This is a genomic window from Kitasatospora sp. NPDC002543 (assembly GCF_053594915.1).
On record NZ_JBSFWR010000045.1, the window covers coordinates 34,867 to 61,326 of the forward strand.

General features: G+C 75.4%; 20 protein-coding genes. 8 read left to right on the forward strand and 12 right to left on the reverse strand.

What is annotated here, in order from left to right; genetic code table 11:
- Positions 1 to 124: 124 nt before the first annotated feature.
- The 3 genes from ACWD4P_RS20300 (at position 125) to ACWD4P_RS20310 (ending at position 4,172) form a co-directional block, all read left to right on the forward strand.
- Positions 125 to 1,174: an alpha/beta hydrolase gene (locus ACWD4P_RS20300; RefSeq protein ID WP_449780471.1), complete on the forward strand. Its 1,050-nt coding sequence runs from the start codon at positions 125 to 127 to the stop codon at positions 1,172 to 1,174.
- 264 nt (positions 1,175 to 1,438) lie between these two features.
- Positions 1,439 to 2,350: an AurF N-oxygenase family protein gene (locus tag ACWD4P_RS20305; protein WP_449780472.1), complete on the forward strand. Its 912-nt coding sequence runs from the start codon at positions 1,439 to 1,441 to the stop codon at positions 2,348 to 2,350.
- Positions 2,351 to 2,417: 67 nt separating this feature from the next.
- The gene (locus ACWD4P_RS20310; RefSeq protein WP_449780473.1) at positions 2,418 to 4,172 is read left to right on the forward strand and encodes an FAD-dependent oxidoreductase; all 1,755 of its coding nucleotides are present in this window, start codon (positions 2,418 to 2,420) and stop codon (positions 4,170 to 4,172) included.
- 441 nt (positions 4,173 to 4,613) lie between these two features.
- On the opposite strand, the gene ACWD4P_RS20315 is transcribed toward ACWD4P_RS20310, so the two are convergent.
- Positions 4,614 to 5,636 (reverse strand): aromatic ring-hydroxylating oxygenase subunit alpha, encoded by a 1,023-nt coding sequence (locus ACWD4P_RS20315; RefSeq protein WP_449780474.1) that lies wholly within the window; start codon positions 5,634 to 5,636, stop codon positions 4,614 to 4,616.
- Positions 5,637 to 5,642: 6 nt separating this feature from the next.
- Positions 5,643 to 5,984 (reverse strand): hypothetical protein, encoded by a 342-nt coding sequence (locus ACWD4P_RS20320; protein ID WP_449780475.1) that lies wholly within the window; start codon positions 5,982 to 5,984, stop codon positions 5,643 to 5,645.
- A 62-nt stretch (positions 5,985 to 6,046) separates the two neighbouring features.
- Here ACWD4P_RS20320 and ACWD4P_RS20325 point away from each other — a divergent pair, with 62 nt between their 5' ends.
- Entirely contained in the window at positions 6,047 to 7,204 is a 1,158-nt protein-coding gene (locus tag ACWD4P_RS20325) for a hypothetical protein (RefSeq protein WP_449780476.1), read from the forward strand.
- Here the strand turns inward: ACWD4P_RS20325 and ACWD4P_RS20330 are convergent, their stop codons facing one another.
- The 5 genes from ACWD4P_RS20330 to ACWD4P_RS20350 form a co-directional block, all read right to left on the reverse strand.
- On the reverse strand, positions 7,205 to 11,998 hold the full coding sequence (locus tag ACWD4P_RS20330; RefSeq protein ID WP_449780477.1) for a DNA repair ATPase: 4,794 nt from the start codon (positions 11,996 to 11,998) through the stop codon (positions 7,205 to 7,207).
- Between the two features lie 39 nt (positions 11,999 to 12,037).
- The gene (locus ACWD4P_RS20335; protein ID WP_449780478.1) at positions 12,038 to 14,068 is read right to left on the reverse strand and encodes a flotillin family protein; all 2,031 of its coding nucleotides are present in this window, start codon (positions 14,066 to 14,068) and stop codon (positions 12,038 to 12,040) included.
- A 102-nt stretch (positions 14,069 to 14,170) separates the two neighbouring features.
- Entirely contained in the window at positions 14,171 to 14,914 is a 744-nt protein-coding gene (locus ACWD4P_RS20340; RefSeq protein WP_449780479.1) for a hypothetical protein, read from the reverse strand.
- A 297-nt stretch (positions 14,915 to 15,211) separates the two neighbouring features.
- Complete coding sequence (locus ACWD4P_RS20345; protein WP_449780480.1) at positions 15,212 to 16,327, reverse strand: PucR family transcriptional regulator; 1,116 nt, start codon at positions 16,325 to 16,327, stop codon at positions 15,212 to 15,214.
- Positions 16,328 to 16,423: 96 nt separating this feature from the next.
- Complete coding sequence (locus ACWD4P_RS20350; protein WP_449780481.1) at positions 16,424 to 17,191, reverse strand: GntR family transcriptional regulator; 768 nt, start codon at positions 17,189 to 17,191, stop codon at positions 16,424 to 16,426.
- Between the two features lie 346 nt (positions 17,192 to 17,537).
- On the opposite strand from ACWD4P_RS20350, the gene ACWD4P_RS20355 reads away from it, so the two are divergent.
- Positions 17,538 to 18,296, forward strand: coding sequence for a tyrosine-protein phosphatase (locus tag ACWD4P_RS20355; protein WP_359827854.1), 759 nt, complete (start codon positions 17,538 to 17,540; stop codon positions 18,294 to 18,296).
- Between the two features lie 190 nt (positions 18,297 to 18,486).
- The gene (locus tag ACWD4P_RS20360) at positions 18,487 to 19,059 is read left to right on the forward strand and encodes a DUF4291 domain-containing protein (RefSeq protein WP_359827856.1); all 573 of its coding nucleotides are present in this window, start codon (positions 18,487 to 18,489) and stop codon (positions 19,057 to 19,059) included.
- Here the strand turns inward: ACWD4P_RS20360 and ACWD4P_RS20365 are convergent, their stop codons facing one another.
- Together ACWD4P_RS20365 and ACWD4P_RS20370 are read right to left on the reverse strand one after the other, a co-directional pair.
- Entirely contained in the window at positions 19,060 to 19,929 is an 870-nt protein-coding gene (locus ACWD4P_RS20365) for an ABC transporter permease (RefSeq protein WP_449780482.1), read from the reverse strand.
- Complete coding sequence (locus ACWD4P_RS20370; RefSeq protein ID WP_449780483.1) at positions 19,926 to 20,837, reverse strand: ABC transporter ATP-binding protein; 912 nt, start codon at positions 20,835 to 20,837, stop codon at positions 19,926 to 19,928. Before ACWD4P_RS20370 ends, ACWD4P_RS20365 begins: the two co-directional genes overlap by 4 nt.
- 134 nt (positions 20,838 to 20,971) lie before the next feature.
- On the opposite strand from ACWD4P_RS20370, the gene ACWD4P_RS20375 reads away from it, so the two are divergent.
- Together ACWD4P_RS20375 and ACWD4P_RS20380 are read left to right on the forward strand one after the other, a co-directional pair.
- Positions 20,972 to 22,234 carry a sensor histidine kinase gene (locus ACWD4P_RS20375; RefSeq protein ID WP_449780484.1) on the forward strand — a complete coding sequence of 421 codons (1,263 nt, stop codon included), beginning with the start codon at positions 20,972 to 20,974 and terminating at the stop codon, positions 22,232 to 22,234.
- Entirely contained in the window at positions 22,231 to 22,890 is a 660-nt protein-coding gene (locus ACWD4P_RS20380; RefSeq protein ID WP_449780485.1) for a response regulator, read from the forward strand. Before ACWD4P_RS20375 ends, ACWD4P_RS20380 begins: the two co-directional genes overlap by 4 nt.
- Positions 22,891 to 22,995: 105 nt before the next feature.
- Here ACWD4P_RS20380 and ACWD4P_RS20385 read toward each other — a convergent pair whose 3' ends face one another.
- The 3 genes from ACWD4P_RS20385 to ACWD4P_RS20395 form a co-directional block, all read right to left on the reverse strand.
- The gene (locus tag ACWD4P_RS20385) at positions 22,996 to 24,099 is read right to left on the reverse strand and encodes a hypothetical protein (protein WP_359827864.1); all 1,104 of its coding nucleotides are present in this window, start codon (positions 24,097 to 24,099) and stop codon (positions 22,996 to 22,998) included.
- Between the two features lie 342 nt (positions 24,100 to 24,441).
- Positions 24,442 to 25,125, reverse strand: coding sequence for a hypothetical protein (locus ACWD4P_RS20390; RefSeq protein WP_449780486.1), 684 nt, complete (start codon positions 25,123 to 25,125; stop codon positions 24,442 to 24,444).
- A gap of 167 nt (positions 25,126 to 25,292) precedes the next feature.
- Entirely contained in the window at positions 25,293 to 26,312 is a 1,020-nt protein-coding gene (locus ACWD4P_RS20395) for an N-acetylglucosamine kinase (RefSeq protein ID WP_359827867.1), read from the reverse strand.
- Positions 26,313 to 26,460 lie beyond the last annotated feature (148 nt).

The window sequence follows — 26,460 nt, forward strand, 5'->3', positions numbered from 1 at the left end:
CGAGGGCGGGTGAAGGGGGCGTCGAGGAGGCTTCCGCGTCCGGTGGGAGGGCCCCATCATGGGCTGCCGGCCCCGGCAGAACCGCCCCGACACCGTTCCGGGGTCGCCCTCAGGAGGCAGAGAGATGTCGATCCCACCCCCGGTCCGGATCCAGGCCGCCGTCGTCCGTGCCGCGTACGCCCTGCCGGAGAGGCTGCGGCGGGCCATCGCGGGCAGGCCGGTGGTCCGGGACGGGCAGACGCTCGCGCTGGACGCGCAGTTGATCCTCAAGCTCCAGCGGCTGTCGAAGGCGGCGCTGGTGATGCCGGGCGGGGTCGGGTCGTCGCGGGCCGCGATGGAGGCCGCGCGGCACCTGGTGGGCGGGCCGGTGAACCGTACGGTGGCCGCGCGGAGCGTCGGAATCCCGCGGGAGCACGGCGAGTTGGCCGCGACGCTGTACACCCCGGACGGGCTGGCGGCCGGCTCCGGGCTGCTGGTCTACCTGCACGGCGGGGGCTGGGTGGTCGGCAGCCGGGCCAGCCACGACCACGTCGCCCGGTTCCTCGCCCAGCGGGCGCGGGTGCGGGTGCTGTCGGTGGAGTACCGGCTGGCGCCCGAGCACGTGTTCCCGGCGGCGGCCGAGGACGCGCTGGCCGCGTTCGACCACGCGTACGCCCAGGCGGCCGACCTGGGGGCGGACCCGGAGCGGATCGCGGTCGGCGGGGACAGCGCCGGCGGCAACCTGGCCGCCGTCCTCACCCAGGAGGCCGTCCGGCGGGGCGGCCCGGCGCCGGTCTTCCAGCTGCTGCTGTACCCGGCCACCGACGCCTCGACCCGACGGCCCTCGCGCGGGCTGTTCGCCGACGGGTTCTTCCTGACCGACGCGGGCATGGACTGGTTCGCCGACCGGTACGCGCCCGCGCCCGTCGACCGCGCCGACCGGCGGCTGTCGCCCCTGCTCGCCGAGGACCTGGCCGGCCTGCCGCCCGCGTACATCGGCACCGCGGGCTTCGACCCGCTGCGCGACGAGGGCGAGGCGTACGCCCGGGCCCTGGAGGAGGCCGGGGTCACGGTGCGGCTGAGCCGGCAGCCGGACCTCATCCACGGGTACGTCAACTACCTCGGCGTCGGGCACCGTTTCCGGGAGGCGACGGCCGAGGCTGCGGAGGCGCTGCGGCAGGTGATCGGCGGGTAGCGGGGGAGCGGGCCAGGTGAGGGGCGGGATCCGGGTGACGGGTCCCGCCCTTCGGCGTACCGGAGGTCGGGCGGGGGCCGGGCGCAGGCCGGGCGGGGGAGGCGGGCCGGGAGGCGGGAGAGGGGGCGCGAGGGGGCGCGAGCGGTGCGGTCGCGCGCCGGATCGTTGCCGCGCAGGGGGTTCTCGGCGACCGGCTCTTATTGTACTGTCCGTCTAATAAGCGGGTGAGCGGGAACCCGCAGGAGCAGGCACCTGGAGGCAGCCATGGCTCTCACCCGGCAGACAGGGCAAGGCCACACCGAGGCCGACGACGACGTCTCGAAGCGGCTGCTGGAGTCGGCCGCCACCCTCTCCTTCGACCCCTCGACCGAGATCGACTGGGACGCCCCCCTCCCGGAGGGCCAGTACGGCCTCAACCCGGAGTGGAGCACGCTCTACGGCACCCGGCTGTGGGACGAGATGACCGAGCGGCAGCGGGTCACCCTCACCCGGCACGAGGTCTGCTCGATCATGAACACCGGCATCTGGTTCGAGATGATCCTCCAGCAGATGGTGCTGCGCGACCAGTACCTCAAGAACCCCGCCAACGCCGAGTTCCAGTTCGCGCTCACCGAGATCGCCGACGAGTGCCGCCACTCGATCATGTTCGCCCGCGCCTGCGCCAAGATGGGCGTTCCCGCCTACCGGCCGAACAAGGTGATCGCCCAGGCCGGACGCGCCTTCAAGGCCCTCGCCAAGGGCGAACTCGCCTACGGCGGAATCCTGGTGGCCGAAGAGGTGCTCGACGTCATGCAGCGCGACTGGATGCGCGGCGAGAACGTGCTGGAGATCGTCCGCGGCACCTCCCGGATCCACGTGGTCGAGGAGTCCCGGCACATGAAGTTCGCCCGGCAGGAGATCCGCGAACGGATGCGCCACGCGAGCCCGGCCCGCCGGCGCGCCTCGGCCACCGGCATCGCCGTGGGCGCGTACGTCATCGTCAGCAGCATGGTCCACCCGGGCGTGTACCGGGCCGCCGGGCTCGACGTCCAGCGGGCGCTGGCCGAGGTGCGGGCCAACGAGCACCGCAAGGCGATGATGCGCACCAGCTCCCGGCACCTGATGGCCTTCCTCGCCGAGACCGGGCTGCTCACCGGCCGCTCGGCGGCCGTCTACCGCCGGGTGCACATGCTCTGACGGAACGTCAGGTCACCATCCGCCCGCCCATCGGACCACCGGACACAGCGAGGACCCCACCCCGGCCATGGCCTACGCGATCACCCAGACCTGCTGCAACGACGCCTCCTGCGTCTCCGTCTGCCCGGTCAACTGCATCCACCCGACCCCGGAGGAGCCGGAGTTCGGCACCACCGACATGCTGTACATCGACCCGCGGGCGTGCATCGACTGCGGCGCCTGCGCGGACGCCTGCCCGGTGGACGCGGTGTTCCCGGTCGACCGGCTGCGCGGGCCGGACACCGTCTTCGGCGACCTCAACCGCGACTGGTTCCGCGACCACCCCAGCGACCACGCCTGGGGCGCGCCCGGCTTCCCGCGCAGCCTGCCCGGCGAGCTCGGCACGCTGCGGATCGCCGTCGTCGGCACCGGCCCGTCCGCCGGGTACACCGCCCAGGAACTGCTGCGCAGCACCAGCGCCGAGATCACCATGATCGACCGGCTGCCCGTCACCGGCGGCCTGCTGCGGCACGGCGTCGCGCCCGACCACCAGTCCACCAAGCGGATCGCGGAGAGCTTCGCGAGCGTCTTCCACGACCCCCGGCTGCGGATGCACCTCAACGTGGAGGTCGGCACGGACGTCACCCACCGGGAGCTCGCCGCGCACCACCACGCGGTGGTGTACGCGGTCGGCGCGGCCGCCGACCGCCGGCTCGGCATCCCCGGCGAGGACCTGCCGGGCAGCCTGCCCGCGACCGCCTTCGTCGGCTGGTACAACGCCGACCCGACCGTGCCCGCCGACGCGGTGGACCTCTCGGCGGCCGAGCGGGTGGTGGTGGTCGGCAACGGCAACGTCGCCGTGGACATCGCCCGGATCCTGCTCACCGACCCCGACCGGCTCGCCGCCACCGACATCGCCGACCACGCCCTGGCCGCGCTGCGCCGCAGCCGGGTCCGGGAGGTCGTGCTGCTCGCCCGGCGCGGCCCCGACCAGGCCGCGTGGACCAGGGCGGAGTTCCTGGCGCTGCTCCGGCTCCCCGGCGTCGAGGTGGTGGTCGAGGACCACCCGCAGGTGCGGGCGGCGATCGAGGCGGCGGGCGGCGGCACCGGCGGCACTGACGGCACTGGCGGCACTGGCGGCGAGGGTGCCGAAGCGGGCTCCGCGACCGGCTCCGTGACGGGCCCCTCGACGGGCGCCGGCTCGCGGGCGGCGCTGCTGGCCGGGCTGCCGCTGGTGCCGTACGACGGGGCCGCGGAGCCCGGCCCGGGGCGCCGGATCGTGCTGCGGTTCCTGTCGGCGCCGGTCGAGCTGTCCGGGGAGGGGCGGGTCGAGGCCCTGACGGTCGAACGGACCGCGTCGACGGCGGACGGCCGGGTCGAGGGCACCGGGGTGACGGAGGCGCTGCGGACCGGGCTGGTGGTGCGCTCCATCGGGCACCGGGGCGTGCCGCTGCCCGGGCTGCCGTTCGACGAGCGCGCCGGGACGGTCGCGCACCGGGGCGGGCGGGTCGTCGACCCGGGGACCGGCCGGCCGCTGCCGGGGGCGTACGTGGTGGGCTGGGCCAAGCGCGGGCCCTCCGGCGGGATCGGCGCCAACCGGGCCTGCGCGCGGGAGACCGTGGACGCCCTGCTGGACGACGCCGTCGCCCGTGCGCTGCCCGCCCCGGAGGCGGGCCGCAGGGACTTCGAGCGACTGGTGCGGCACCGGCGGCCGGACGCGGTCGGGCTGCGGGAGCTGCGCGCGGTGGACCGCGCGGAGCGTGAGCGGGGGGCGGCCGAGGGGCGGCCCCGGGTGAAGCTCGCCACCGTCCCCGAGCTGCTGGCGGCGGGGCGCCGGCGGTAGCGGGGAGCGCCGGACGGCGCACGGGAACGTGCGCGGGAAGTCGGGTGGGCCGACTTCCCGCGCACCGGGTGGCCGCGGCGCGGGGGGCGACCCGCGGTGTGCCCGGTTGACGCGGCCGTGTCCCGGTGCGGGTGGGGTGCGTTGGGCGGGTGTGAGTGGTTTTGGGAGGCTGCCGGAACCGGAGCGGCAGCCGGTTGAGGAAACGATCCTGCGCGATGCGCCGGACCGGCCGCCGGAACAGCCGGTATCGCCGGTGCCGCCGGTGCCGCCGGTGCCGCCGGTGATGGCGGAGGCGCCGGTGACTCCAGTGATACCGGTGGTGCCGGTGTTCCCGGAGGCGCCCATCTACGCCGAACTGGTCCGGCGCTGGCGGGCCGAGGGCCGGTCCGTGCCCGGGCAGCCCGATCAGGACCGGGAGCCGCCGCCCGCACCGCCCGGAGCTCAGCCGATGGCGTCCGGCTCCGGCTCCGCGGGCACGGACCGGAACCCGGGAGGGGGCTCGGTGTGGATCCCCGGACCGTCCCCGGGATAGAACTGCCGCGCCCAGCGGCGGAACAGCCCGATCGAGCGCTCCCCGGGCACCAGCCGCGGCTGCGCCAGGTACCGCTTGTGGGCCAGCACCGGGCGGTCCTGCTCCAGGATCCGGACCGTGGCCCGCAGCGCCGCCCAGGAGGCCGCCCGGTCGACGGCCCGCGCCGAGCCGACCCCCGGCAACGACACCGCGGCCGTCGCCGCGACCCGGACCCTGGTCCGCCACGGCCCGAGCGGCGTCGGCAGCACCCACATCCACAGGGTGCCGCCCACCTGCGGCAGCTCCACCGCCAGGCGCATCATCCCGAGCCCGACCAGCGTCACCGGCTGCTCCAGGCCCACCGCTCCCAGCCCCGGGAACCGGGTGGTGGTGCGCTGGTGGACGGTGAACAGCGGGCCGGCCACCTCCGGCGGCGCCGTCTCCCGGGTGTCCAGGCCGTGCAGCACCCGGGTGTGCCGGAAGTCGACGCTGTTCTCCAGCACCTCCTGCGGATGGGTGGGATCCACCCCGCTCCACCACGCCAGCGGCCGCACCCCGACGGCCGGCGGCAGCTCCCAGGCGGGCACACCGCCGTCCGGCGCGCACCAGACGAACAGCGCGCCGTCCCGCTCGCACAGCCGGCGCCGGTCCAGCGAGCCCCGGAACCGGACGCCGTCCGGCGAGCCGGTGCAGGAGCCGTCCGGGCCGAAGGCGAAACCGTGGAACGGGCAGACCAGCTCCTCGCCCCGGACCGTCCCGCCCGCCCCGAAGTGCGCGCCCAGATGGGGGCAGTGCGGGCCCACCGCGCGCACCGCGCCCCGACGGGTCCGGTACAGCACCACGTCTTCGCCCATCAGCCGGACGGTGCGCACCCGCCCCGGCGGCAGGTCCCTGACGCGGCCGACGCAGAACCAGCCACTCGGGTACGGCAGGGGGGCGGAGCGCTCGTCCACGCGGAGTCACCTCGATGGCTTGACGGCCGTGTGAACGTACCAGGCGACGTGCTCGCGCACGGCGTACATCTCCACCGTGGACCGGAGATTGAGCCACTTGGCCGGATCGCCGAGGCGCCGCACCACCTCCCACGGCAGCCGGAGGCGCGCGTGCACCGCCTCGGAGGCCGGCGTGCAGTACGGCGTCGCGTCCAGCGCCTCCTCGACCTCGAACCCGGCCCCGCCGAGCAGCCGGGGGAGGTCGCCGGCGTGGTGGACCCGGGCGCCGTTCATCGCCATCGCGTCCAGGAAGGGTCCGAGCACCGCCCGTGCCCGCGCCGGGAGTTCGTCCACCGGGCCGGTGCTCACCGGGCCCAGCGGCACCAGCCGCCCGCCCGCAACCTGACCGCCCGTACGGCGTTGAACCGGCCATGGACACCAACCACGCCCCGTTCGGCTCCTGGCCGGGAGCCTCATGGGCGGCGGACACCCCGCCCGCCCTCGACCGGCACATCCTCAGGGCACGTCACGCCGCAGTCATCGGCAACCGCTGGATGGCCCTGATCGAGGCGTCCGAGCTGGCGGCGCTGGCCGCCATGCCCGATGCGGCCTCCGTGCTGAAGAGCCGACGCGGCTACCTGCCGGAAAGCCCGGTCAACCAGGCCTTCGCGCGCACCCTCCGGGAACGGCCCGAGGATGTCGGTGCGTTCGGGCCGCCGATCGTACTGGCCTCGCGAAGCCCGCACTGGGAGCCCGACCGGGCCGGCGGTTCGGGGTTGCTCGGCCTCGACGGCGTGCAGTGCTTCGACGGGTTCCAGCGGCTGGTCACGATGGCCCACCTCTTCCGGGAACTGCCGCCGGGGCACCTCGACAGGGCTGTCCTGTGGGTGGTCGTCGTCACCGGCAAGGACATCGACCGGGCTCGTGAGCTGTGTGACGAGTCGGCTCACCACGTCAACCTGCCGGAGCCGCAGGACAATCTCGCGCGCTGCCCCCATCTCCTGCGCGTCCAAGCGGAGTTCCGGCGGGAGGGAGGCTACTTCGATCCCCGGCGGGGCATCGTGTCCGGACCGCACCCGGTCGGATTCACACCCGCGGACGTGTTCCGTTCGCTCGCCGCGCTCTCGACCGCGCGGCGCCCGCAGCTCAGCAACCAGTTGCAGACCCCCGAGGGGCTGAACGCGCTCTGGTCCGACATCACCGGCCCGGCCTACCGCAGCCTGGTCCACGAGGACCTGCACGAGATCAGCGTCCAGCGTGCCGTGGAAGCCCGCCGGGAGACCCAGACGGCGATCGCCAGGATGCTCAAGCGGGACAGCAGGGCGCACTGGAAGCTGCTGGAGTACGCGCCCGAGCTGGTCACGTGGGCGGCTTGCCGGCCGCTGCCGCTGGAGACGCTCCACGACGGAAGCGCGCCCGAGTGGATGGACCTCATCCGGGACGTGCTCCCGCTGGAGACCGAGCGGGTCGCGCACCTGCTGGTCGCGACCTACGCCCGGTTGCGGGGGTCGGACCGCACCTTCAAATCGACCGCGCCCGGCCTGGACCTCTGGTTGCGGCTCGTGGACGCGGTCATGGGCCAGGTGTGATCACTCGGCTCGCCGGGACCGCTTCAGCTCCGCCCAGCGGGCCTCCTGTTCCTCGGTGAGGGTCCCGCGGAGTTCGGCGAGTTTGAGGAGCTGGGCCTCGGCGTCGGCGCCCAGGGGCTGGGCCTCGGCGCGGTAGTGGTCGGTGAGCAGGGCGTCGAGCTCGGGGCGGGTGAGGGCGGGATCGAGGCGCTGGGCGAGCTTGGCCATGTTGCGGTAGGAGCCCTGGAGCAGGAACGGGGGCTCGGTGCGGGCGCGGTCGTCCTGGGCGGCGGAGGCCAGGTAGGCGCGGTTGACGGCCAGGACGGTGGTGCGCAGGTGGAGCAGGCCGGCGAGGACGGCGGTCATCCGCTCGACCTCGGCGGCGGGCCAGGCAGCGGCCAGGGTGCCGCCGGGCAGCCCGCCGGCACGGGCCAGCAGGGTGTCCAGGTCAGTGCGTTCGGCGGTGGCGAGCGGGGCCAGGTGGGGGTTGGCGGGCAGGGCGTTCTCGACGAAGCTGAGGGCGAAGAGGTCCTCGCGCCCGGCGACGGCGTCGCCGAGGTTCCACACGTCGGCGCGGTTGGCGAGCATGTCGGGCAGCCGGAAGAGCCGGCCGGACTCGGTGTACGGGTTGGCGGCCATGACCACGGCGAAGCGCTTGCCGCGCAGGTCCCACTCGCGGGCCTCGCCGTCCCAGACGCCGTCGATCCGGCGCTGGGCGTCGCACAGCGGGATGAAGCGCTGGAGGAACTCGGGCGAGGTGTGCTGGACGTCGTCCAGGTAGAGGAGCACGTTGTCGCCCGCGTGCAGGGCGAAGTTGAGCTTCTCGACCTCCCGCCGGGACGTGGCGTCGGGGGCCTCGGCCGGGTCCAGCGAGGTGACCCGGTGGCCGAGCGCCGGGCCGCTGACGGAGACCAGCAGCAGGCCGAGCCGCTCGGCCAGGTACTCGACCAGGGTGGTCTTGCCGTAGCCGGGCGGGGAGACCAGCAGCAGCAGGCCACTGCGGTCGACCGGCCCGCCGGCGGCGGCCGTGCCGAGCTGCTTGGCGAGGTTGTCGCCGACCAGCGGGAGGTACACCTGGTCGATCAGCCGGTTGCGGACGAAGCCGTTGAGCGGGGCGGGCCGGTACTGGTCCAGCCGCAGCCGGGCGTGCTCGGCGGCCAGCAGCTCGCCGCGCAGCCGCTGGTAGGCCCGGTAGCCGGGCACCTCGACCCGCTCGAACTCCTCCACCCGGGCGAGCAGTTCGTCCAGGCGGAGGTCGAGTGCGCCGCCGGTGAGCCGCGGGTGGTCGCCGAGCAGCCCGGTGACCCGGGCGCCCACGGACCCCTCGGCGGGCCGGCGCGGCAGGGCCGGGCAGAGCAGCGCGGCGGCGGCCTCGGCGAGGTCGGCCGGATCGGCGTCGGTGGCGGCGGACTCCAGCCAGGCGGCGGCGAGTTGGCGCCGTACGGGCAGGAGTTCCGGCTCCTCGGGCAGGGCGGCCAGTGCCTCGGTGAGGCCGGCCGACTCGGGGGCGGCGCGGAACTTGTCGAGCAGGGCGGCGGCGCCCGCGGAGTGGGCGAAGCTGGGTGCGGCGGCGGCCAGTTCGGCCACCAGGTAGGGCCCGGCGGGCTCCGTGCCCGGAATGAAGTCCGCGACGGCGGAGGAGAGTTCGGCGGCCAGGGCGTCGAGCGCGGCCCGCGCCGGGGTGCTGCCGAAGGCGCCCAGGGCGAGGCCCAGCGAGCGGGCCCGGGTGTGCCAGAGCAGCCGCTGCCGCTCGTCGGCGCCGTGCGCCCAGTACAGCTGGGCGGCGGCCCGGGCGGCCGCCGGGTGGCGCAGCAGCCCGGCCTCGGCGTCGAGTCGGAGCAGGGCGCGCAGCAGCAGCGCGGCGTCGTGGTCGTGCACACCGCGCTGGTAGCCCTCGTCCGGGCGCTGCTCGGCGGCCCGCCGGACGTACTCCAGCAGGTCGGCGTCGGTGGACGGCGCCGCCGCCTCGACGGCCGGCAGCAGGCTCGCCGCGAGGTACTCGGCGCGGTACAGCCGCGGGGTCTCCGAGGGCAGCGGGCGGTCCCAGTACCGCTCGGTGGCGGCGAAGGCCGGGTCGGTGACGGGGGAGCGGTAGTCGGTGCCGGTGAGGGTGAAGGCGGGGCGTCCGCGCCAGGGCACCAGGGCGAGTTCGGGCCGCTGGGTGGTGACGGCGAACAGGTGCCGGCCCAGCCGCAGGGTGCCCGGGCCGTCCCCGGCGAGCTCGGCGCGGTCGCGCAGGGCCCGGTGGGCGCGGCCGCGCGCGGCGCGCAGCCGTCCGGTCAGCTCCGCGGCCCGGACCCGGTCGCCGAGCGCCGTCAACTGACCGGCGAGGTCGCGGAGTTTGACGGCCGTCGGGTCGGCGGCGAGGGCGGCGTCGATCTCGGCGGAGGTGTCGAGGCCGGCCAGCCTGCGGTGCAGGGTGTCGAGGACGCGCTCGGCGGAGGCGGCCAGCCGGTCGGCGCGCCGGGCCCGTTCCTCCAGCAGGTGCTGGCGGCGGGCGGTGAGCGCGTCGTGGATCTCGGTGCGCCGGTCGGTGAGCTGCTCGCCGAGCGCCGGGTCGGCGTCGGCGAAGCGGGTCTCCAGCTGCTCGATCCGCAGCAGCAGCCGGCCGAGCTGCTCGTCGCAGGCCTCGGGGGTGTCGGCGGCGGCGAGCGCGGCGGTGGTGGCCTGGCCGAGCAGGGCGGTCTCGGCGGCGAACTCGGCGGCGGCCTCGCGGGTGCGCAGCTCCCGGCGGCGCACGGTCAGCGTGGTGCGGGCCCGGTTGAGCAGTCCGAGTACGTCGGCGAGCCGGTCGAGGATCGCGGTGCGGGTGGTGGCGTCGGCCAGGTCGAGGGTGCCGACCAGCTCCGAGACGGTCTGCAGGGCCTCGCTCTGGGCGCCGAGTTCGAGGCCCAGCGGCTCGGCCTCGGCGGCGGTGGCGATGGCGGCGCAGCGCTCGGCGAGCTCGCCGGCCCGCTGCCGGTGCGGTTCGAAGGCGGTCGGCTCGGCGAGCCGGCCGACGGCGCGGTCGGCGGCCTCGGCCAGGCCCTCGGCGAGGTGGGCGGCGAGCGCGTCGATCCGCTCCGCGTCGGCGCGCGGGAGGTCGCGCAGCGCCTCGACGCGGCCCTGGGCGCGGCGCAGCCCGGACAGCCGGTCGACCCACTCGGTGGCGTCGGCCAGGGTCTCGCCGCGGGCGGTGCGCAGCAGGCCTTCGACGTGCTCGGCGGCCTCGTCGGTCTGCCGGGCGGCGTGCGCGGTGAGCTGGGCGACGGCCTCGTACTCGGCGACGACCTGCCGGGCGGTGTCGCGGATCTCGGCGAGCGGCGCGGCGAGGTCGCCGAGGCCGCTCTGGCCGAGCCAGTGGTGCCGGTCGGAGGTGCGGGTGCAGGCGGCGAGGACGGCCTGGTGGCCGGCCGGGGTGTCGGCGCCGGCCGCGGCCAGCCGGGCCAGGGCCAGGCAGTCGGCCAGGCCGCGGACCAGGTCGGCGTTGCCGATCCGGGCCAACGGGCCGGTGCCGGAGGGCTGTTCGGCGGCGAAGCGCTCGCTGGTGAACGGGGTCTGCCAGAGCTGGACGGGGTGCAGCCGGGTCGGCCCGTCCTCGGCCGGGCGCAGCGCGATCAGGGTGCCGTCGGCGAGCAGGGCGTAGCCCTGGCAGGCGAGCGGGGCGGCGGCCTCCTGGCGGACGCTGTTGTACGGCTGGAGCAGGGCGCGACCGTCGGTGGTCGAGCGGAACTCGTACAACACGTCCTCGCCGTTGGGCGACACGACGGTGCGCTCGTACACCAGGCCGTCGACCGGCTGGTCGAAGGTGCGCACGGTGCCGTCCACGAGGTGGAGGCCGCCGGGGAAGGCCACGCCCTGGTCGGCGGGCAGCCGCAGGCAGGCCTGGCCGAGCGCGTCGATCCGGGTGACGGTGCCGGTCGGCAGGTGGACCACCAGGTGCCGCTCGGTCTCCTCCTGGTACGGGCGCACCCGCACCAGGAGCAGGGTGCCGATCCGGGCGTGGGCGATCCGGGCGTCGGCGAGGGTCTGGAGGGCCTCGGCGAGCGGTTCGCGGTGCAGCTCCCGGCCGTCCGGGGTGGTGATGGTCAGCCGGCCGCCGTCGACGCCGATCAGCAGCTCGCCGGCCAGATCGGCGCGGGGCGGGCGGCCGGGGCCGGCGGGCAGCTGGTCGTCCCGGGTGAGCGCGGTCCAGGGCAGCTGCCGGCCGTCGGCGGGGGTGTGGTCGCGCTCGCCGCGCCCGTCCAGGTAGGACGGCCGGGTGTCGTCGGCGGGGGTGTGGTCGCGCTCGCCGCGCCCGTCCAGGTAGGACGGCCGGGTGTCGTCGGCGGAGCCGCCGTCCAGGCGCCAGCGCAGGACCCGGACGTCGGTGGCGGCCGGGCCGGTGCGGAAGACGGCGAGCAGCCGGCCGTCCACCGGGCGCAGCCGCTCCAGCCGGGCGTCGCGGAAGTAGCGCCGCAGGTCGGCGAGGTCCTGGCGCAGCCGGGGGTCGTCCAGCAGGGTGCCCTCGGCGGGCGCGGGGGAGAGGTCGGGGTGGTGCAGGCCGAGGGCGTCGGCGAAGTCCTCGGCGCCGTCGGAGGGTCCGGCCGGGCGGGTGGCGAGCAGCAGCAGCCCGCCGGCGGCGGTGAGGTCCTGCGGCAGGCAGGCCCGGGCGGTGGTGAGTCGCCCGGTGCCGGCCAGTCGCAGCTCCCCGCCGCCGAACTCGGCGACCCGGCGGGCGTTCAACGCCTGGGCGCGGTCGGCGAGTTCGGCGGCGGCTCGGGCGAGCCGGTCGCGCAGGACCTCGTAGGTGCCGGTGTCGAGCCGGGCGTCGAGGGCGTCCACGGTCACGGTCACGTTCCTCAGTTGACTCGGTGGAATCGGTTACTCGGTGGGCTACTTGGATCCGTTGGCCGAGGCGAGGCCGCCGGCCAGCGCCCCGATCGGGGTCTCCGCGACGCCCAGCTTCCGGGCCGAGTCCAGCAGTTGGCGCAGCTGCCCGGCCTGGTCGCCGGCCCCCGAGCCGATCAGCTTCATCAGCAGGGCCGACACCGTCAGGTTCTGCACGTCGGCCGTGGAGACCGAGGAGAGCACCCTGGTGAGGTCCTGGGTGAAGTCGGCCCGTCCGTCCAGCCAGGGCCCGGCCAGGGTCTGGGCGGTCTGCGAGTGCTCGACGAAGGCGTCCACGCTCTTGCCGGCCGTCACCGACCGCACCAGCTTGTCGAAGAACACCGAGTCCCCGCCGACGATGTCGATCTTCGCCTTCTCCAGCCCGGCCGCGACCAGCGCCGCCTGGGCCTCGGCGATCTGCCGCTGGGTGTCCAGCCCGGCCAGCCGGACGTCCTTCTCGGCGGCCAGCCGCAGGCGGTACTCCTCGTGCCCGCGCGAGGCCTCGTCCAGCTTGGCCATCGCCGCGGCCTTCTCGGTGAGGCCCTCGGCCTCGGCCTTCAGCTTGCCGCCGATCTCCAGCGCGGCGGCCTTGGCCTTCTCCGTCTGGACGGCGGCCTCGGCGCGGCCGACCTTCTCCACCGCCGCGGCCTCCTGCTCGCGGACCTGGACCCGGGCCAGGCCCTCGGCCGCGGCCTCCGCCCGGATGCCCTCGGCCATCCGGATCTTGGCGGCCGCGTCCAGCTCGGCGGCCTGCTGCCGGGCCTCGGCCATGACCAGCGCCTCGCGGGCCTTGTGCGCGGCGGCCTGCTCGGCGGCCTCGGCGGCCTTGATGTCCTTGACGAGCTTCTCCTGCGCCTCGGCCTCGGCCTGGATCACGACGGCCTTGCGGACGCGCTCGGCCTCCTCGGTGGCGCGCAGGGTCTTGACGGCCTCCTCCTGCTCGGCGACGGTGCGGTCCACCGCGACCCGCTCGCGCACCACGTCGGCGACCTCGCGCTTGGCGGACTCGACCTCCTTCGACTTGGCGATCGTGGCGAGCTCGGTCTCCCGTTCGCGGCCGACGACCTCCAGCAGGCGGTCCTTCTCGATCCGCTCGTTCTCCACCGCGATCACCCGCTCGCGGTTCTTCTGCGCCACCGCGACCTCGCGGGCCTGGTTCTCCCGCTGCACGCCGAGCAGTTCCTCGGTGCGCAGGAAGGCGGTCTGGGCGTTGAGCCGCTCCTCCTCCTGCACCCGGGCGATCACCGCGTCCTCCTTGGCCCGCAGGGTCTCGATCTCGCGGCGCTGGCGGATCTCCGCGTCGGCCTGCCGGCGCTCCAGCTCCAGGACGGCCTCCCGGGCGTCCACGTTCTGCCGGGTGATCTCCTTCTGCTCGTTGCGCTGGTACTCGTTGGTGCGCACGTGCTCGATCGCGGTCAGCTCGGTGATCTTGCGGATGCCCTGGGCGTCCAGGATGTTGTCGGAGTCCAGCTGGCTCATCGGCGTCTGTTCCAGGTGGTCGATCGCCGCGTCCTCGAGGGTGTAGCCGTTGAGGTCGGTGCCGATGACCGCGATGATCTGGTCCCGGAACTCGTGCCGGTGGGTGTACAGGTCGGTGAAGTCCAGCTGCTTGCCGACGGTCTTGAGCGCCTCGGCGAACTTGACGGCGAAGAACTCCTGGATCGCCTGCGGGTCGCTGGCCCGGGCGGTGCCGATCGACTGGGCGACCTTGATGACGTCCTCGACGGTCTTGTTCACCCGGACGAAGAACGAGATCCGGATGTCCGCGCGGATGTTGTCGCGGCAGATCAGGCCGTCCCGGCCGGCCCGGTGGATCTCCACCGTCTTCGCGGTGATGTCCATCAACTCGGCCTTGTGGAGCACCGGGAGGACGATCGCGCCGGTGAAGGTCACGTCGACCTTCTTCGTCCGGGAGACGATCAGTGCCTTGCCCTGCTCGACCTTCTGGAACAGGCGGCCCACGAACAGCAGCATGGCGAGCAGGATGAGCAGCACGACGGCGACGAGCACGCCGAAACCCACGGCGATGGTGTCCATCACGGAGTCCTTTGACGAGATGGCGAGTTGGTGCGAAGAGGAATGCGGAGAAGTGCGGTGAGGTGAGGAAGGAGAGGAAAGTGAACGGAGAGTGACGACGCCTCAGGCGATGGCCGGCGGATCGAAGGGCGCCACCAGGAAGTGCTCGCCCTCGGCGTCGTAGTCGAAGATCAGGGCGGTCCGGCCGGCCGTCAGGCCCGGTTCGGGCTCCGCCGTGCGGACCTGGACGGTCGCGGTGGAGCCGTCCTCCGCGGTGACCTCAGCCTGCCCGAAGTCGGCAGTCACCCGGCCGGTCCGGATCACGCAGATCCGGCCGACGAAGTCCCCCCGGGTGGCCGGCCGGTCCTGCGGGAACAGCCGCGACATCGGCCGGACGAGCAACCGGGTGCCCGCCCAGGAGGCGACCAGCGCGACGACGAACACGCCGCCGCGCGCCGGTGCCCCCGAGGTGAGGACGGTGCCGGCCAGGCTGACGAACCAGGCGAGCGCGACCAGCAGCGACACCGCCACCGTCACGGGCACCCCGCCCAGCCCCAGCGCGTCCAGCACGCCCGTGTGGTGGCCGCCGCCCGGCCGCTCGGACCCACTGTCGGCACCGTGCCCCCCGGCACCGTGCCCCCCGTGTCCGGTGTGTCCGACGTGGCCGCCGTGCCCCCCGTACCCGGCACCGGGATGGTGCCCCGCGTGCCCGACGTCCACGTGGTGCCCGGCGTCGTGCCCCCCGTGCACGGCGCCGGGAACCAGGCCGCCGAACAGCATCAGCAACCAGTACCCGACCACCACCACCAGCGCGAAGCTGAACAGCGCCGTCGGAAAGGCCAGCGCGGCCGCGAAGAATCCCCCCAACCCGGCCACCCTCCCCCGCCTTCCCGTCGGCGCCGCGCTTCGGCGCCGGGGAGATCATGACAGTGCCGGGGTCCGTCGCACATTGCCAGGATCCGGCAATCTTTACGCCCTCTTGACACCCTGGTACGCACGGCCCGCGTGACACTGCAACAGCTCGGCAACAGGACGGCTGCCGGACGGTCGTAGTGGCGCCCCGCGGGTTTGCCGCGGCGGGCCCGGACCGGCCGGAGGGATCGGCGGCCCGGAGCGGCCGGATCGCGTCGGCGGCAAGCGGGACCACGGCGGTAACGACGGGAACTACAGCGGTTGTTCCGGCCAGTTCAGCAGCCGGGCCCCCATGGCCGCCGTCTCCAGGGTGAAGCGCTGCAGCGCGTCCGCCGGGTCGTACCCGGTGAGCGCCTTGATCCGCTCCAGCCGGTAGCTCAGGGTGCGCACGCTCAGGCCCAGCCGGCGCGCCGCCTCCGCGTTCACGTACGCCGCCTCCGCCTGCACCGCGATGGTGTCCAGCAGCGGACGGGCGCCGCCGCGGGCCTCCGTCAGCGGGCCGAGCACGCTGCGCACCAGGTCGGCCATGGCCGCCCGGTCGCGCATCAGCACCGGGAAGACCAGCAGCTCCTCGGCCCGCAGCTGCCGGGCCGGGAGGTCCAGCCGCCGGGCGTAGTCCAGCGCGTCCAGCGCCTCCTCGTAGCTGCGCGGCACCCCGCTGGGCCCCGAGTGCCGACGGCCGGTGGCCACCCGCCGCACCGGCTGGTAGCCGGGCCCGGGGCGCAGCGTCAGCTCCGCGAAGGCCTCCAGCACGGCCCGCTCGGAGTCCGGGGCGATGCACACCAGCCGGCCGTCCTTGCTGGCCAGCAGCACGTCCCGCTCACCGAACCGCCCGGCCAGCTCCCGCTCCACCCGGTGCACCAGCGGATGCACGTCCGCGAACGGCTCGTCGCCCACCGCGACCGCCACCGTGTACGCGCCCGCCAGCCGCAGCCCGAACCGCTCCGCGCGCTCGGCGAGCAGCCCGAGGTCGCTGCGGCCGAACAGCAGGTCGTCGATGAACTCCCGGCGGGCCGCCTCCTCCTGCCGGACGGCCAGGCGCTGCGCCCGCTCGTGGCCCTCGCCCAGCGCGGCCAGCGCGGCGTCGGTGGCGGCCAGCACCGCGTCGCCGATCCGGCGCAGCTCGGTGACGCTGTTCGCGGCGGTCGTCCCGGGCAGGGTCTGCCAGGCCCGCCGGGCCGCCGCCAGGCAGTGCGACACCACCTCGCGCAGTCCGAAGCCGGCCTCCGCGCAGTGCTCGCCGAGCCTGCGCAGCCGTTCCAGTTCCTCGCGGCGCGGCAGCCGGCCGGTTCTGGAGACGTCGGCGAGCAGCGTGAGGTAGACCTCCGCCAGCTCGGTGGGTATGTCGTAGTCGGTCTCTTCGGTCACCCTGTCCAACCCCCGTGCGCCCGGTGTTCCGGCGCCGAATTTACCAAGGGGGGTCCGGCCGGGGCGGCCACGAGGCCGAGGGCGGCCCGGCCCCGGCTACCGGTCGCGGAAGTGCAGGACGAAGCGCGCGCTGCTGCCGTCGATCCGCCGCCGCACGTACAGCGCGGGGACGCCGTCCGGGGTGCAGCTGACCCCCTCGCGCACCAGCAGCGCGGTGCCCGGCGGGACGCCCAGCAGCTCGGCGTCCGCGAGGTCGGCGCCGACGGCGCCGAAGGCCCGCCAGTCGTACTCCAGCTCCACCCCGGCGGCCCGCGCCAGGTCCGGCACCAGGTTCCCGGGGCGGCCCGGCCGGACCAGCTCGGCGGGCAGCGGGCCGAACGCCACCCAGTAGCTGCACGCGGCCCGGGCCCGTCCGCCCAGCCGGATCACCGAGTCCACCCGGGACAGCTCCCGGGGCGCGCGGCCCAGCTGGCGGGCCGCCTCCGCGTCCTGGGCCGAGCCGGTGACGGGCGGGGCGGCGACCACGAACTCGCCGTCCGTTCCCTCCTCGTTCGGCAGCGCGGTGGGCACGCTGCCGAGGTCGAACCGCTGGCTGCGCGGGTCCACGGCGATCGAGACCCGGACGGCCGGCGGGCGGACGAAGGTGCCCACGCCCCGGCGGATCTCCACCACGGCCGCCCGCTCCAGCTCCGCCACCGCCTGCCGTACGGTCAGCCGGTTCACGCCGAACTCGGCGCTCAGCTCGGGCTCGCTCGGCAGCCGGGCGCCGGGCGGGTAGGCGCCGGTGTCGATGCGCTCCTGGATCCGGCGGGCCAGGCGGCGGTACACCGGGGTGTTCGGGGAGCTCGGGGGGTTCGTCGCCACGGGCCCGATCCTACGGAGCCCGCCCGCGCGGCCCGGGCGCCGTGCCGTCCGGGGTCCCGCGGTGCCGGTCCTGGCCGCCGCCGTGCCGTCCGGGTCGCCGTGGCCCGTCGGCAGGAGTGGGATGGAAGGATGCACCGATCGAGACCCGCGCGATCCGGACCCGGGCACCGGGGGCCGTGTCCCCCGGGCCGGTGCCGCCCGGGCCCGTGCCGCCTGCGTCGCCCGGGTCCGCGCGGCCGAGGCTTGCCCGGCGACCCCGGAAGGGGTTACACATCTAGACGTCTAGATGTCCCCGCTCCGGACGGCCCGTCGCGTCCCGGGTGCGGCCCCACCGAAAGGCCACCCCATGTCCCTGGTCAACTTCCGCGACGCCGCCGTCCTCGGCGACCCCGAGGGCCGGCGGGTCCGCCCCGGTGTGCTGTACCGCTCCGCCCAGCCGTTCCCGGCCGCCGACGAGGCCACCGTCGCCCAGCTGCGCGGCTGCGACATCCGCACCATCGTGGACCTGCGCGACCCGCGGGAGACCGACCCCGCCGACTGGGCCGCCGCCGAGGCCGCCGGGATAGCCGTCGTCGCCGCCCCGGTGAACCCCGCCACGGACGCCCTCACCGCGCGGATGAGCACCATGGCCACCGCCGCCGACCTGGGCGACTTCTACGTCCTGCTGGCCGAGTCCGCGCCCGACGCGGTGGCCGCGGCCGTCGACGCCACCGTCCGGCCCGGCGCCGTCCTGCTGCACTGCGCCGCCGGCAAGGACCGCACCGGCCTGCTGACCGCCCTCCTGCTGGACCTCCTCGACGTCCCCGCCGAGCGCATCGTCGCCGACTACACCCGCACCGCCGACGCCCTCCCGCAGATCTTCGCCGGGCTCGCCGAGCGCCACCGCACGGCGCTCAACGACCACCGCGGCACCTCCCGGGTCACCGACTCCCAGGGCCGCAACCTCACCATCCCCGCGCCGCTCCTGGAGGCCCCGGCCGAGGCCATGTCCGTCTTCCTCGACCGGGTCCGCACCCACCACGGCGGCGCGGCCTCCTTCCTCCCCGGCTGCGGCGTCCCGGCGGCCACCCTCGGGGCCTTCCGCAGCAAGGCCGCCGTGGCTTGAGCCGTCCGGGCCGGAGCCGCGAGCCGACCCGAGCCGACCCGAGCTCCGAGCCACGGCCCGTCCCGAGCCGACCCGAGCTCCGAGCCACGGCCCGCGCCGCGAGCCCGACCGAGCGTCCCGAGCCGGAGAATCCCGTTGCGTCCCGTCACCCGCTCCGGCACCGTGACCGGAAGGAAGGGGGTGCCGGGAGATGACCGCACTGCGCGAGATCCGGGCCGACCACGACGGGCGGACGATCGTGCTGTACCAGGCCTACCCGCCGGCCGTGGCCGACGCGGCCCTGGCGGCGGGCCGGTTCGTGGCGCCGTTCGGCTTCCACCGGATGACGTGGATCAAGCCCTCGTTCCGCTGGCTGATGCACCGCAGCAACTGGGCCGGCAAGCCCGGCCAGACCAGGGTGCTGGCGGTCCGGATCACCCGGGAGGGCTGGGAGGAGGCGCTCGCCCGCGCCGTCCCGACCACCGCTCACCCGGACGAGCTCGCCCGCGCTGAGGTCCACGTGCAGTGGGACCCGGAGCGGTCGCTGCGCGGGGCGGCGCTGAACCACTACAGCATCCAGGTGGGCATCGGCCGCACCCTGATCCGCCGCTACGCCGAGGAGTGGGTGGTCGGACTCACCGACCTCACCCCGCAGGTGCGGCGGATCGCCGCGCTGGTCCGCGACGGGCGGACGGCGCAGGCGCAGCGGCTGCTGCCGCCCGAGCGCCGCTACCCGCTGCCCGCCGCGGCGGCTCGGCGGCTCGGCCTGGACCGAGGGGCCTGATCACACGTCCCGGCGCCGCACCACGACCACCGTCACGACCACCGAGGCGACGCCCCACACCCCCATGGTGATCCACGAGTCCAGCACGCTCGGAGCGTACTTCCCCATCGTGGTCGTGGAGTTCGGGTTGATGACGAGCCGCTGCACGGTGGCCAACGGCAGGTGGGTGCCGATCTCCTTCAGCCAGCGGTAGCGGTCCCCGCCGAACATCATCGGCAGGACGAACATCAGCAGCACCAGCGAGACGATCGAGGCGGTGGCGTGCCGCAGCAGCGCGCCCAGCGCCATCCCGATCAGCGCGCAGACCGGCACGATCGCCGCGTAGCCGAGCACGGCCCGCAGGCAGCCGTCGTCGGTGACGGAGAGGCCGACGTGACGGGAGGCCAGCATCGCGTTGACGGTGAAGAAGGAGACCGTCGAGACCACCAGCCCGGCGAGTGCGGTGATCCCGCCGATCAGCAGCACCTTGGCCGCGATCACGCCCCGGCGGTCCGGCACGGCGGCGAAGGTGGTGCGGATCAGGCCGGTGGTGTACTCGCCGAACACGGTGATCGCCCCGAGGCTGCCGGCCGCGACCGCCATCAGGTCGCCCGCGATGTTGCCGAGGCCGTGCCACAGCGGGTCGTAGGTGTACGGCGGCATGCCGGGCATCCGCGGCGGCGGGTGGTCGATGTACGTCAGGTCGGTGTGGACGGCGTTCACGTTGACCGCGATCGCCACCAGCGAGGCCAGCGCCAGCACCCAGTAGGTGGAGCGCAGCGAGCGCAGTTTGATCCACTCGGCGGCGAGCAGGTCGGTGAAGCGCGGCGCCGGTTCGGGGGCCGGGACAAGGGTCGGGGCAAGGGTCGGGGCAAGGGGCGGGGTGCTCATCGGGCGTCTCCGGCGAGGTACTCGACACTGTCGGCGGTCAGGGACATGAACGCCGACTCCAGCGACGACGTCCGGGTGGTGAGTTCGTGCAGCACCACGCCGTGCCGCAGCGCGAGTTCGCCGATCCGTTCGGCCGGCATCCCGGTGACGATCCCGGACCGGGGCTCCGCCAGCCGCACGTCGGCGCCCTCCGCGCGCAGGGCCTCGGCCAGCGCGCCGAGGTCGGGGGCCCGGACGGCCACCGAGGAGACCGCGTCGCGGGCGGAGAACTCCGCGAGGCTCTCGTCCGCGATCAGCCGGCCGCGCCCGATCACCACCAGCCGGTCGGCGGTGTGCTCCATCTCGGCCATCATGTGGCTGGAGACGAACACCGTCCGCCCCTCGGCGGCGAGCCGCCGGAACAGGCCGCGCACCCAGAGCACGCCCTCCGGGTCCAGCCCGTTGAGCGGCTCGTCGAAGAGCAGGACCGGCGGGTCGCCGAGCAGCGCGCCGGCGATGCCCAGGCGCTGCTTCATGCCCAGCGAGTAGCCGCCGATCCGCCGCCCGGCGGCTTTGCCGAGGCCGACCTCCGCCAGCACCTCGTCCACCCGCCCGAGCGGGATGCGGTTGCCACGGGCCAGCGCCGACAGGTGGGCCCGGGCGCTGCGCCCGCCGTGCACGTCGCCCGCGTCCAGCAGGGCGCCGACGTGCCGCAGGCCGCGCGGCCGGCTCGCGAAGGGCACGCCGGCCACGGTGGCGCTGCCCCCGGTGGGGGTGTCGAGGCCCAGGATCATCCGCAGGGTGGTGGACTTGCCGGCGCCGTTGGGGCCGAGGAACCCGGTCACGGCGCCCGGCCGGACGGTGAAGGTCAGCCGGTCGACGGCCGTGGTGGCGCCGTACCGCTTGGTCAGTCGTTCGATCTCGATCACGGGGACCACGGTGCCGGTCGGGCCGGTGCCCGGGCATCGGGCGGCGGGACACAAGCACCCGCGGCCCCACCCGCCCCGGGGATTACGCCCCCGGGCCGATGCGGCGCCGCCGGGCCCGCCACTACCATCGCGTCATGATCACCGAACCCCGCCCGCCGCTGCTCAGGCGCCTGCCCGCCGGCGTGTGGGTGGCGGCGCTGTGGACGGTCCTGGTCGCGTTCCGCTTCCTCACCCGCGAGGACGAGCTGCGGCACCTGTTCGACTACCACGGCAACCCCGAGGACATGCCGCTGGTGGTCACCGCGGTGGTCACCACCCTGGTGGCGGCGCTGCTGGTCCGGCTGCCGCTGCTGGCCATCGCGGTGGCGCTCGCGGGCGCCGTCTACGCGTTCGGGATGTGGGGCGTCCCGGAGACCGGGCCGCTGCAGTTCCTGATCGCCGACGCGGTGGTCGGCTACTGCGCGGCCACCCGCTCCCGGCGGGTCTCGCTGAGCGCCCTGGCCCTGCCGCTGGCCACCCTCGCCGGACTGCTGGCCTGGGGCGCCGTCAACGACTACCCCGTCAACCCGCTCGCCTACGGGGGCTTCGCCGCGACCGTGCTGATCGCCTGGCTGGTCGGCAACACCGTGCACCAGGGCCGGGCCCACGCCGAGGCGCTGCGCGGCCGGGCTGCCGAGCAGGCCATCACCGCCGAACGGCTGCGGATCGCCCGCGAGTTGCACGACATGGTGGCCCACAACATCGGGATCATCGCGATCCAGGCCGGCATGGGCAGCCGGGTCATGGACACCCAGCCCGCCGAGACCCGCAACGCGCTGGAGGCGATCGAGGCCACCAGTCGGGAGACCCTGGCCGGGCTGCGCCGGATGCTCGGCGCGCTGCGGCAGGGCGAGGGGGAGCCCGCGCCGCTCGAAGTGGTGCCCGGACTCGGCGAGTTGGACCGGCTGGTGGTCAGGGCGGCGGGCGCCGGGGTGCGGGTCGGACTCACCCGCCGCGGCGAAGCCCGCGCCCTGCCGCCCGAGGTGGACCTGGCCGCCTACCGGATCGTCCAGGAGGCGGTCACCAACGTGGTCAAGCACGCCGGCACCCGGGACTGCCACGTCACCGTCGAGTACGGGCCGGTGGCGCTGGACGTCACCGTCGTCGACCCGGGCGCGGGCGTGCCCACCGCGACCCCCGGCACCGGCTACGGCCTGGCCGGGATGCGCGAGCGGGTGGCCCTGCTGCACGGCGAGTTCCGGGCCGGGCCGCGCCCCGGGGGCGGCTTCCTGGTCACCGCCCGGCTGCCGCTGCCCGAGCGGCCCCCCGCCGGGGCACCCGCCGGGACACCTGCCGAGACCCCCTCCCGAGCGTCCGCCGGGGCGTCCGCCGAGACCCCGCTGGAGGTGGCGCCGTGATCCGCGTCGTCCTGGTCGACGACCAGCCGCTCATCCGCACCGGCCTGCGGGTGCTGATCGCCGACGCCCCCGACCTGGAGGTGGTCGGCGAGGCCGGCGACGGCGCCGAGGCCGTCGACCTGGTCGCCCGGCTGCGCCCCGACGTCGCCGTGATGGACATCCGGATGCCGGGGACGGACGGCATCGAGGCCACCCGCCGGATCACCACCGACCCGGAGCTGCCCACCCACGTCCTGGTCCTCACCACCTTCGACGACGACGACTACGTCTACGGCGCGCTGCGGGCCGGGGCGAGCGGCTTCCTGGTCAAGGACCTCGCGCTGGAGACCATCCTGGACGGCATCCGGGTGGTCGCCGCCGGGGACGCCCTGCTGGCCCCCGGCATCACCCGCCGGCTGATCGGCGAGTTCGCCGCCCGCCCGGAGGCCGCCGCGGCCCCGCCCCGCCGGCCCGTCGTCGGGGCCGTCACCGAGCGCGAGCGCGAGGTGCTGACCCTGGTCGGCCGGGGCCTGTCCAACACCGAGATCGCCGCGGAGCTCACCATCAGCGTGGCCACCGCCAAGGCGCACGTCGCCCGGCTGTTCACCAAGCTCGACGCCCGCGACCGGGTCCACCTGGTCATCCAGGCCTACGAGTTCGGGCTCGTCACGCCATGACGCGAAGCGCCGGGGCGGGCCGTCACGGCCCACCCCGGCGCCCGGGGCCCAGGGTGTCCGGCAGCTCGGGAACTCAGCGGCTCGGTAGCCCGGGAGCCCGGTTCGTCAGTGGACGATCGCGTGCGAGACCTGGCACCCGTTGACACCGTTCGACCAGGTGCCCTGCATGGCGAACGAGCCCGTCGCGAAGGTCACGTTCTGCGCGCCGCCCGTGCCGCCGACCCCGTTCCACGAGCACTTGTCGGCGTTCTCGTAGCCGGTCGAGTCGGTCCAGCCGCCCGCCGGGTTCTGGTCGGTGATGGTCTCCGAGTACTCGTGGCCGTACACGATGGTCACGCCGTCCAGGGTGCCCGCGCTGCCGCTGTTGACGTAGTTCTGGCCGCAGGAGGAGCCCATGTCGGTCACGTACGGGTCGTTGGTGAACGCCACGTCACCGTACGGGGAGGGGGCGGCGCCGCCGGTCAGGGTGGTGTCGCCGTTGTAGTCGTGCCAGGCGCAGAAGCCGCCGTTCGGGGTGTTGAAGCCGTCCGGGTGGGTGCCCGTCGGCGACAGCACCACGTACTGCGCGTTGCGGTTGGAGGCGGCCGTGGTGTTGCCGAAGTGCCCGGCGGCCTTCACGGCCTCGGAGGCGAGCTGGTAGCCGCTGGCCTGGCCCGGGGCGGCCGCCGACTCGTCGACCCAGACGCCGGCCAGCGCGCCGCCGGTGGGGTAGCCGACGTGCGTGGAGCCGGTCGGGCAGCTGGTCGCGCCGGCGGCGACGCCCTCGCAGTACTGGGTCATGACGCCGGACCAGGTCTCGCTGTTGGTGCCGAGGCCCTTGAACAGCTGCTGCGCCCGGACGGCCTCGCCCTTCGGGTCGCCCGACAGCGTGGTGTAGCCGCTGGAGTTGGTGCCCTGGGTGCCCCACTGGGAGCCCCAGAAGACGAGGTAGACCTTCGGCGCGCCGGTGGTGACGCCGATGCCGTCCACGCCGCCGCCGTAGCTGAGGTTGTTGGCCGCCGGCTTGGGGGCCTGGTTGCCGGTCTCCTTGGTCGGGTGCGCGCCGTGCCGGTAGGGGTGGGGCTGCCCGGCGAACTCGCCGGCCGGCCGGTCGTCCTGGGCGGCCTGGGCGGCCGGGGCGGCGGCGAAGCCGGCGGCGGCCAGCGCGAGGGCGCTGAGCCCGGTCAGGGCCCGCAGCCGCATCCGGCGGGAGGTGGGGGAGATGCCCATCGTGAGGGTTCCTCTCTGGTGCCGGCCGCGCCCGGGTGCGGCGCGGCGGCACTGTGGGGACGAAGGGGGAAGGTCGACGACGGCCCGGCCGGTCACCGGCGGTCCGTGGTGGACCGCCGGTGGCGTGGGGTGGTGGGGCCGGTCACCGCCGACGGCCCGAAGCAAAGCACCGCCGCCGAAACCGGGTCAACGACGGAGAAGGTAAGACCAGCCCCAAGCGCGGGCCCCGCGAACGTATCGAACGTCAAAAGCCCCCAGCTGGCGTCCGGTCGACGCGCGTAGCGCAGCCGAATGCCAACAGTTGAGAGGTGCTTCTACACCGTATGGGCCGGTGAGCGTCCGTCAGGGGGCCTGCGGAGGGTCGTCTATCTCGCCGATCCGCATGATCCGGCCGTGGGAGTCCAGCACCACGTCGTAGGCGTCGCCGTGGCAGCCGTACGGCTCGGCCGGGTCGGTCGGGTCGGCGGGGGCGGACGGTTCGGTCGGTTCGGCGGGGGCGGACGGTTCGGCGGGGCCGGCCGGTTCGCGGTCGGCCAGGCAGTCGTTGACGTGGGAGATCAGCTCGGCGAGGGGGACGGTCCCGGCCGGGCCGTCGTGCGGGCCGTCGACCAGGGTCGCCGCCACCCCCGCCCCCGCGTAGCCGTAGTGGACGGGACTGCCGGCGGGCTCGTAGCGGCCGGAGCCGCAGCCGAACCGGGCGGGCCGGGCGGTGAGTTCGGCCGGGCCGGCCGAGACGACGAGGAGGACCTGGTGGCCGGGGAGCGCGGTGGGGGTGGCGCACTCGGCGGAGGGCACCGTGGCGGAGGCGGGCACGGACGGGTCGGCCTCGGGGGCGTAGGACTCCTCGTCGTCCTCGTAGAAGAACTCGTCGTCGTCCAGCAGCTCGTCCGCGCCCTCGTCGGCCCGGGCGGCGGCGGAGGCGGCGGCGAGGGTGGAGCCGGAGTCGGCGGGCGTGCAGCCGGTGAGGGCGGCTGCGGCGCCACAGGCCAGCAGGGCGGCGGCGATCAGGAGGCGGGGGGTGGCCATGGCACAAGTCTCCCCGGACGGCGGCGGTGGTCGGTACCCCCGTAACACGACCGGGGACCGCCCCGTGGTTCCCTCCCCCGCCGGACGTGCGGATCCGGCGGGGGAGGGAGGTCGGTGAACTGGCGTCAGGCCGCGGCGGGCCGGCCCGTCCGCGGGTGGACGGGCGGTCAGGCCGCGACCGGTCGGCCCGCCTCGTACGCCTCGCGGACCCGGGCCTGCACCTCGGCGTCCGCCGCCAGGTGGTCGAGGCCGAGCAGTGCCGCGCCCAGCACCGGCGGGGCGACGACGACGCGCGGTTCGGCCAGCGGCGCGGCCGCGGCCAGCCGGGCGGTCAGGTTGTCCAGCAGCAGCGGATGCCGGGAGGCGAGCACGCCGCCGCCCAGCACCACCGGGGTCGGGGTGTCCAGCAGGTCCAGGCGGCCGAGCGCCACCACCGCGAGCCGGACGATCTCGTCGGCCTGCCGGTCGATCAGCTCCAGTGCCACCGCGTCGCCCTCGCCCGCGACGGCGAACAGCACCCGGGCGATCTCGTGCAGCCGCGCGTTCGGCAGGTGCCCGAGGTGGACGGCCTCGGCGACGGCGACGGCGCTGGGCAGGCCGAAGTGCTCGGCGATGGCCCGGGCGAGCCCGGTCGGCCCGCCGCGCCCGTCCTCCGCGCGGACGGCGTGCCACATGCTGGCGACGGCCAGCCCGGAGCCGCCGCCCCAGTCGCCGGTGAGCTCGCCGAGGGCGGGGAAGCGGGCGGTGCGCCCGTCCGGCAGCAGCCCGACGCAGTTGATCCCGGCGCCGCAGACCACCGCGACCCCGCGCGGGCCGTCGGTGCCGGCCCGCAGCAGGCCGAAGGTGTCGTTGACGACGGTGTTGCTGGCCCCCCAGGGGTGGGACTCCAGCGCGACGCGCAGCGCCTCCTCCTCGACCGGCAGGTCGGCGTTGGCCAGGCAGGCGCTGACGTGGCTGGTGAGCACCCCTCTCCAGGACGGGAAGCCCGCCTCGGCGGCGGCCTGCTCGACCAGCGGGGTCAGGCCGGCGACCGCCGCCGCGCCGCCGATCCGCTGCGGGGCGAAGCCGCCGCCGCGGGCGGAGCCGAGGATGCTGCCGTCGGCGCCGATCAGGGCGACGTCGGTCTTGGAGTTGCCCGCGTCGATGGCGAGGACGCCGGGCAGGAGTGGTTCGGGCTGGTGGGTCATCAGGTCCCCGCGGCTCGTACGTGGCCCGGGCCGTGGTCGTCGGCCGGGTGCCCGGCCGACGGTCCCGGCCGGGCCGATATCACTACCTGGGGATGGCCGCATGACCTCGATCGAGTACAAGCCTGCGCGTCGTGGATGGATCCGCAAG